Source organism: Micromonospora sp. NPDC005172 (genome assembly GCF_040608555.1).
GTDB lineage: Bacteria > Actinomycetota > Actinomycetes > Mycobacteriales > Micromonosporaceae > Micromonospora.
Genome location: NZ_JBEXIL010000042.1, coordinates 46,552 through 54,100, shown reverse-complemented (window position 1 = coordinate 54,100; position 7,549 = coordinate 46,552). Strand labels below are relative to the sequence as shown.

The following is a 7,549-nucleotide window of genomic DNA, read 5'->3' as shown; positions in this document are numbered from 1 at the left end:
GGCCGTCAGCATGCCTACAAAACAGTGACAACCACGCGAATCGCATTCATCGAACAATAACAATGGACTGACGGCCAAACGAAAGACCGAGGCTAACCGTCGGTTTCACCTGCTTGCCGCCGGCTGCTTCGGTCTCAGGTGCCGCTTGAGCCGGAGCGGCCAGTAGCAGCAATCCTGTCGTCGCGGCACCGATAATTCCGAGTGACCGCTTCACTAACGAGTGTGACACTCTGTGATCCTCCCGTGCGGTTTATGTGATGGCTCGACCCTGTCATTAATCGAGCCATCGCTACAAGACCGACTGCGGTCGATCTCTGTGCGACTTCTCACCGGCATCGGGTCAACGTGCCCGGCGGGCATGTGATATCGCCGGGACTCTCTACGTGAGGGCGTGGTTCAGGAGGCGGCTCCGGCGAACGTGCCAACGCGCGAGGAAGGCATGCGCGAACAAGCTCGACAGTCGGCTGGCGTGGGTTCGTTGACGTCGACCTGTCCGGGGTTATTGACCCATCCGTCTGCAGGCCGTGGGACCGAATCCGCCGCGCGACGACGACGTCGAGGCGGTCGGCTGACGCCAGAGGGCGCTCCTGATTCCCCGGAATCCAGCCTGCCCGCTCATGCCCTCATAGCTGAAGGTTATGTCCACACGTACCGACGATCACACGGTGGCCGCCTCGCGTCCATGCCACCTCACCACCAGCATCTCAGTCCGCGGCTGCCGCAGTAGCTCTGGCACCCGTTCGCGACTGACTCGGTCGAGCCGGTGTGTCCCGCCGATGAGCAGTGGGGCGGGTGGCTGGCCGGTGATGTGGACCTGCGCCACGATCCGTGGTGTGCTCAGGTCGGTGGCCAGGGCGTAGGTCCGGTTCAAGGCGCCGATTGTCGGACCGATGAGGTTCGCCGTCCGCGGATTCGGCTTATCGAGGCGATGTAGGCCGTACGCGACCACGTGGTGACGTCGAGGGACAGGGTGTCACGAGGCGCCGAGGCGATCAGAGTCTTGGCCGCGTCGATGTCGAAGACCATGGCCCGAAGTGGAACCACTGCGGTGGTCGGCCGCCGATAACTGGCTGTTTCCCTTCTCGGTGAGGCGGGTGTGGATGGCGATGCAGCGAAGGGTCAGCTCGTGCGGCGGCAGGGCGAGCAGTCGTTGCTGGTTGTCGGCGCGGAGCCGGTCCCAGATGAGGATGGTGACACTGGCTGACCACAGGTCCGCCAAGACGCCGTTGATCTTGGCGTTTGCCGGTTGGCGACGATCTGGCGCAGCGTGCCGATGAGGGTGGGTCGCCGGGCCGGTGGTTGGCGTCGTCGGGTCGGGCGGCTTCGGGGAGCAGGGTGTAGCAGTCTTCGCAGGTGTAGTCGCTGCGAGGTGGGGCTTCGGTCTCCCATTGAAGAACGTCGGCGGCGGGCGGGCCGCACACCGACTGGCGCGGGTCGCGGGGGTGGCGGATGTGGCCGCTCATCGGCAGCCCTCCCGGTCTGGTCGAAGTGGGGTGAAGGTCGGGCATCGCGGTGCTTCTCCTGGAGGATGTTCGGGGACTTTGTGCTGTCGCGGCGTTGGGCGTTGCTCGATGCCGCGTGAGGGATGATCGGCGCCGGCCGGCGAGACGCCGGCCTGGCACCGGAAATGAGGGCTTGCCTAGTCCTGCGGCGACGGGAGGACTGCCGGTTCGTCAGCCCGGAGCGCTGCGAGGAGAGCCGTGGCACGGTCGGTGGAAACGCGGACCCCATCGGTGCGTAGCCCTTTGATCAGGACCGAACGGGACAGCGTCACGCCTTGAGCGCTCAGGCGGTCCGCGACTCGACGTCCGGGGTCCATCAGGTCCGTAACGTCGGGGACCGCCCGTGGCTGCAGCTGGCCGGCACCGTCCCGGCGTGTCGAGCGCCCGGCTGATTCCGTGGACTGCGGGCCGGAAACCGTCGACGGAGTCTCTCGCGGTCCCGGTCCGCTGTCGCCGACGCTCCGGACCTCGACCCGGTCGTTCGACTCGACGGCCGACGACGCAGGAGTTCCCCCTGAGCCGGAGGGCGGAATCGCCGTCCGCTGCGTGGACCACTCGGCGTTGACCTGGTCCGGGAGATCGTGGCCTTGGTCCTGTTCACTGCTGTCCCTGTCGACTGCGGTCCGGTCCTGCGCCGGGGCTGTCCGCGCTGCCGGGTCCGACCCTGCGGATAGCGCAGCGTCCGGCGCTGGCCGGGTCCGGGCCTGCGCCGGGAATGCTTGCTCTGAAGCAAACGTGGGGTCCAGTTCGGTGTCGGCGCGGTCCTGTGGTGATGAGGACTGGTCCGGGACCTGTCCCGTCTCGTGGTGGACCTGTGGGTGGGGCAGGGCGGGGACCGGGCGGCTGGTCCCGTGTTCGGCGAACCAAGTCAGAGATGCGAGGACCGCGCCGGTGTCACCCCGCCGGGATGCGACGCGGACCGTGCGGCGTGCCAGCCGGCGGACCTGGTTGCGCCTCGCGGCAGTCCGCCGGGCCTGTCGTTCGGCTGCGGCCCTCCGCAGCAGGTAGGCGGCGCGAGGGCTGACACGGTCGCGGACATCGACGGACCAGGCTGCGGCGGTGCTGGACAGGTATCGGAGCCAGCGGCGCCAGCCGAACGCGGCCGGCGGATCGGGTAGGAGCCTGCGGCGGCGCAGTTCGACGCGGTGTCGGGCACCGCTGCGGATCTCCCAGACCACGATCCCGGCGAGGGACAGGACGGCGAGGAGCCCGGCGCCGACGCGGCTGGCATGTTGGTGGCCGAGGTAGTTGATGCCGGCGGCGGTAGCGGCGCAGAGCCAGGTCAGGGCGCGTGGGGTGCGGGCGGCTTCCCCAGCGAGGCGCATCTTCTGCGCGGTCAGCGCCATAACCAGTGCCAGACCCTCGATCGCGACGGCGACGACGATCCCAGCGAGCATCGGCCAGCCGCGGGCTTGGGCTGCGGTGATCTGTCCGTAGACGGCGCCACCGACGGCCAGCAGGTACATGGTGGCGGCGTAGACGTCATCGGCGTGCCCCCGCACGTACCCGACGAGCGAAGCGGCTCGGTGCCGCCAACGCGCTGCCCGCTGCCGGGCGGCGCGGGCGCGGGCCTCGCGGCGGGCCCGCTGATCGGCGGCTCTCTCCTCGGCCTCGCGGCGCTGGGTGGCGCGGGTCTGGGCGGCGAGGTGCTGCTGCCGCTCTGCTGCCTGGAGTTGACGCTGCATCGCGGCGTCAGCGGCGGCGATCCTCGCTTCCTCGGCGGCCTGGGCCTGCTGGGCGGAGAGGACCTGGCGGGCCAGTCGCCGGTCGTGGCTCGCCAGGTGCACGACGGCCTCCAGGTCGACGCTCACCGGCCCCGCCCTCTCTCGCCAACGGCATCGCGGTAGCTGTCGAGGGGAGTCACCGCGGCCCCTGCGCGGGGAAGTCCGCCAGGGTGCCGCGGACGATGGTCGTCGGGTGGTGGGCGCGGGCGAGGAGTTCGTAGACCAGGTGCGGGTGGCCGCCGGCGAGACGGAACCCGACCTCATCGCAGGCCGCGCCGCGAACCGGCCGCCGGACCTCGCCGGGTGCCTGGACAGCGATGACCCACGTATGCGCCCGGTTGACGTCGTAGGTCAGCTGATACACGGCCCCATCGTCGCCGACCACGGTGGGCAGCGCAGGTCCGTCCGTGGTGAACAGGATTCGGTCGACGCGGGCAGGACCGTGCGCCAGGCCCGCGCCGACGGCGAGACGGAACTGCATCCAATCCATGATCACGAACGGCTCCGTGTCCTGCTGTCGGGCGTCGTCGGATCGGGAGCGAGGAGATGTGTGGTTCATGAGGATGGCTCCTGGGCGAGTACACGGCGCGCGCCCGGACCTGCGAATGGGTCCGGGCGCGCGAATGTGCGAGAGAGGTGGTTTCAGGCGGTGGTGGCGGCGAGGTGCAGGGCCTGGACGGCCGTGGCCTCGAGACTGTGGGCGGCGTCGGCGTCGGAGAGGGTCTGGGCGACGGAGGTGACGGCGTGCATGACCCCACCGGCGGTGGGGTCGGCGCCGGCGATGAAGTGGGCGAGGATGTCGCGTTGCTGGTCCTCGCTGTAGCGCAGCCGCTGACCGACGATCTTGAGGGTGGTGTTGGGGTCGGTGACGGGGGTGCTGGCAGCGGTGTCGAGCTCGCGTAGGACCTCGGTGATGTAGTCGGCGTCGAGGAAGGCGGTGACCGCGTCGGTGGTGCGGGAGGTAATCAGGTCGAGGGTGCGGCGGGTGGTCTCCTCGGAGGCGGTGACGACCCCGTCTGCGCCGGTCATGCGGGAGCCGATGTGGGTACGGCGCAGGGCGTTGCGGCGGATGACCATGCCGTTGCGGCAGACCTCGAAGCGCACCCACGGGGCGATGCTGAACGCTCCCGCTCCGGTTTCCGAGTTCGAGATCAGGAATCCGGCCGAGACGATCGGTAGTTCGGAGCCGGCCCGCCCGTCGAACGGGGAGCGGTAGCGGGCCAGCAGGCGGGGGGCGGCGACCTGCACCTGGGGGGAGTAGACCCGCAGGTACATGCGCCGGTCGGTCAGGTCGCAGCCGGCGAACTGGACCCGTACGTTCGCGCGGCGGATCCCGTCGAGCGCGGCGAAGAGTACGTCGAGGTTGTCGATGCGGTTGTAGCGGTCGGACAGGACCGCCCGCACGATGCCGCCGCCGGTGTCGTTGCGTAGGCAGCGGATGAGGAAGCTGCGGGAGTCGCGGGCGAGCCAGCCGTTGACGTTGTCGTCGAACAGGTCAGGGTGTTCGGCGGCGAGGCGCCGCAGGTACGCGACGGGGATGCCGAGCTTGTCGGCGAGGCCGGCGGTGGCGACGTCGTTGATCGTGTAGGTGCCGGAGGTCATTGTCACCCCCTCCGGGCCGAGCTGCGGCTCGGTGCCGTCCAGGACGAGGCTGCCGCCGGCGGCGCGCATCCGTCCGGCGCCGGCCTTGACGTCCATTGCGCGGGTGGACTGGTCGGTGAGCATGCGGCGTAGCTGGTCGAGGTCGACGTTGCGGTGCGCCGGAACAGTGATCATCGAAGACATGAGGGATCGGTCCCTTCGAGGAGAGTCTGGAGGTGGGGAGTTCGTTGAGGGAGTCAGCGGCCGGCGTCAGCGGCGGTCGCGACGGCCAGGCGTAGTCGCTCCCACTGCTCGGGTCCGATGGCGCCGAGCGCGCGGGCCTCGTCGAGGTGGTCAAGGACGGCGATGGCGTCGCCGGCGGTGAAAGCGGCATCGGCGGCGCGGAACGCCGCTTCGCCCTGCTCGCGGCGCAGCTGTCGCCACTGCTCGGGGTTGTGGGCTGGCCCCGCCTGGGTCAGCACCTCGGGATGAGTCCGGGCATGGGCGTAGATCCATTCCCACTCGGCGGGGGTGGCGTTGACGATCTCGGCGACGTACCGGCAGCCATCGCCGGTGACCCGGTGATAGCCGGGCCCGTACTCGTCGAATGCCAGCAGGATCTCCCGCTGGCGGATCAGCGCCAGACGGCGCTTAGGGTCATCGACCTCGGACACCAAGTCGGCGTCAGTGGACACGGGGCTCCAATCGGAAATGTCGAGAGCTGGCGCGGTGAGTGACCTCGCTCCGCTGCGGAGTCGGGTTGGCACGCGAGTCGGCGGGGGCCTACGCGCAGTGCGTGGACCCCCGCCGATAGCGGATTTTCAGATCAGGACTTGCCGCTTACGGGTCCGTCGTCAAACGTCTGCTTCTCGACGTCGGCCAGCTCATCGGCGTCCGAGAGGTCATCGGCCTCGGGGCCCGTTGCCTCGGATTCCGTCGCCTCGGGCTCGGGCTCCTGCGCGGTATGCGGTGCGGCGAGCACGTCGTCGTCCGCAGCGACGCCGTCGGCCTGCTCGGTCTCCGCATCGATATCGCCGAAATCTGGATCCTCGGCGTCTGCGGCCGTGGACTCGTCGGTGTCTTCGTCGTTGGGCAGTTCGTCCTGCGGGTCACGGCCGAGCGAATCCCGCAGCGTCGTCTCCGCCTCGGAGAGGGTGTAGCCGTCGGCGACGAGCTGGTCGAGCCACGCCACCGCCGCCTCGTCATCCAACGCCCACGTCTCGTCGCGGGCCGCGTAGCCGAGGTTGCGTTCCTGGACGCAGATCCACTGCGCCACCAGGCAGCGACGCAGCTTGTCCTCCCGAGCCACCACGGCAGCGGCACCATCGACGCCACCAAGAGTGGCGTACAGGCCGTCGACGTCGCGGAACCGCAACCCGTCCACGACAGTTGCCCGAAGCGCCTCCAGGAAGAGCCGCTTCACCGCCCGCGCCGACCCGTATGCGGTGCGGTAGAACTCCCGCCGCACGTCCGCCGCGACTGTCAGACCAGCAAGGTACTCGGCGCGTGCCTGCTCGGCTGCCTCCCGGCGGGCACGCTCCTCTTCCGTGACGCCCCGACGACTGCCGTAGCTCAGGCGCTGGTAGCCATACCGGTCCGGCTCCGCACAGTAGAAAGTCGTTTGGGCATGGTCGCCGATCTTCTCGACGAACGCTGCGAGCCCGGCCAACGTGGGATACACGTCTGGATCGAGCGGAATGCCGTTGGCGTCGGCGAGCTGCATGGCGGCCACGGCCGTACCGCTGCAGGGGTAGCCCTTCGGCTTCGACGTCACCTTCACCCCGGCGAGCACCAACTCCGCCTTCGCCCGCTCCTTCGCCGCCGCGAAGGTCCGCTTCGACCGCTCGGCGGCGATGGCGTGCCGGAATCCCCAACTCGACCCGGTGCCCTTCAGGATTCGATCCAGGGCAGCCGGATCCTCGGTGAATTCGGTGAGCGCGGCGGCATCCTCCAGCGTCAGGGTGCCGGCGTCGGCCGCGCCGCGCGCCGCCTGCGGCAACTCCCGCAGCTTCAAGGTCTGCTTCACCTTGGCCGTCGGAATCGCCCGCACGGTGGCGATCTGCTCCGGCGACCAGTCCAGCAACGTCAGCTGGTGAAACGCCTCAGCCTCCTCGGTGGGGGTCAGCCCCACCCGGTGGCCGTTCTCGGCAAGCTGCGCGACGATCTGCGCCGCAGCACCTTCGTCGGAGGCGACCCATACCGGCACCTGCTCCATGCCGAGCTCGATCGCCGCGTACTTCCGGCGGTGCCCGATGATCAACTGAAACGCGTTCGGCTGGTCCGGCACCGGAATGACCACCAACGGGCAGAGAACTCCCACGACCGCCATCGAGGCGGTCAGATCGCTCAGGTCACCGACGTCCGTGCGCAGGTTACGCGGGTTATCGACCAGGTCACGAGGGTCGAGGTACTGGGCCCGGAGCGTAGGGCCCGCAAGGTCCGCAGGTGCTGTGACCTCGGCGATGCTGAGGTCGTCTGATACGGGTCGGGACAACAGAGTGGTCGTCATTACAGAGAACGTCCTTTCCAAACCACAAGGACGCCCTACCCGGCGCGGGAACGGCCGGGTGGGCGGTGCTGGCCCGATCCGCCCGGCCGGCCGATCGGCGCAGCCCCGCACAGGCCCACCCCACGCTCGGTACGACGCGCAGACGCGGCTGCGACGGTGGGCCTTGAGGGGCCAGCCGCGGTCGGTCAGGATCGAGGGTCAGCAATCGCACCCGCGGCCTCCCGCCCGAGAGC

At 69.5% G+C, this 7,549-nt stretch carries 7 protein-coding genes; all 7 read right to left on the bottom strand.

Annotated elements, in window-relative coordinates:
* Positions 1-658: 658 nt before the first annotated feature.
* A complete protein-coding gene (locus ABZV06_RS24695) occupies positions 659-871 on the bottom strand; it encodes a hypothetical protein (protein WP_355624478.1) in 213 nt (70 codons plus the stop codon).
* Positions 872-973: 102 nt separating this feature from the next.
* On the bottom strand, positions 974-1,219 hold the full coding sequence (locus ABZV06_RS24690; RefSeq protein WP_355624476.1) for a hypothetical protein: 246 nt from the start codon (positions 1,217-1,219) through the stop codon (positions 974-976).
* Positions 1,220-1,639: 420 nt separating this feature from the next.
* Positions 1,640-3,313 (bottom strand): DUF2637 domain-containing protein, encoded by a 1,674-nt coding sequence (locus ABZV06_RS24685; RefSeq protein WP_355624474.1) that lies wholly within the window; start codon positions 3,311-3,313, stop codon positions 1,640-1,642.
* Positions 3,314-3,362: 49 nt separating this feature from the next.
* Positions 3,363-3,707 (bottom strand): hypothetical protein, encoded by a 345-nt coding sequence (locus tag ABZV06_RS24680; RefSeq protein ID WP_355624473.1) that lies wholly within the window; start codon positions 3,705-3,707, stop codon positions 3,363-3,365.
* Positions 3,708-3,868: 161 nt separating this feature from the next.
* The gene (locus ABZV06_RS24675) at positions 3,869-5,002 is read right to left on the bottom strand and encodes a DUF932 domain-containing protein (protein ID WP_355624471.1); all 1,134 of its coding nucleotides are present in this window, start codon (positions 5,000-5,002) and stop codon (positions 3,869-3,871) included.
* Between the two features lie 62 nt (positions 5,003-5,064).
* Positions 5,065-5,502 carry a hypothetical protein gene (locus ABZV06_RS24670; protein WP_355624469.1) on the bottom strand — a complete coding sequence of 146 codons (438 nt, stop codon included), beginning with the start codon at positions 5,500-5,502 and terminating at the stop codon, positions 5,065-5,067.
* A 131-nt stretch (positions 5,503-5,633) separates the two neighbouring features.
* Positions 5,634-7,316 (bottom strand): ParB/RepB/Spo0J family partition protein, encoded by a 1,683-nt coding sequence (locus ABZV06_RS24665; protein ID WP_355624467.1) that lies wholly within the window; start codon positions 7,314-7,316, stop codon positions 5,634-5,636.
* Between the last annotated feature and the right edge of the window lie 233 nt (positions 7,317-7,549).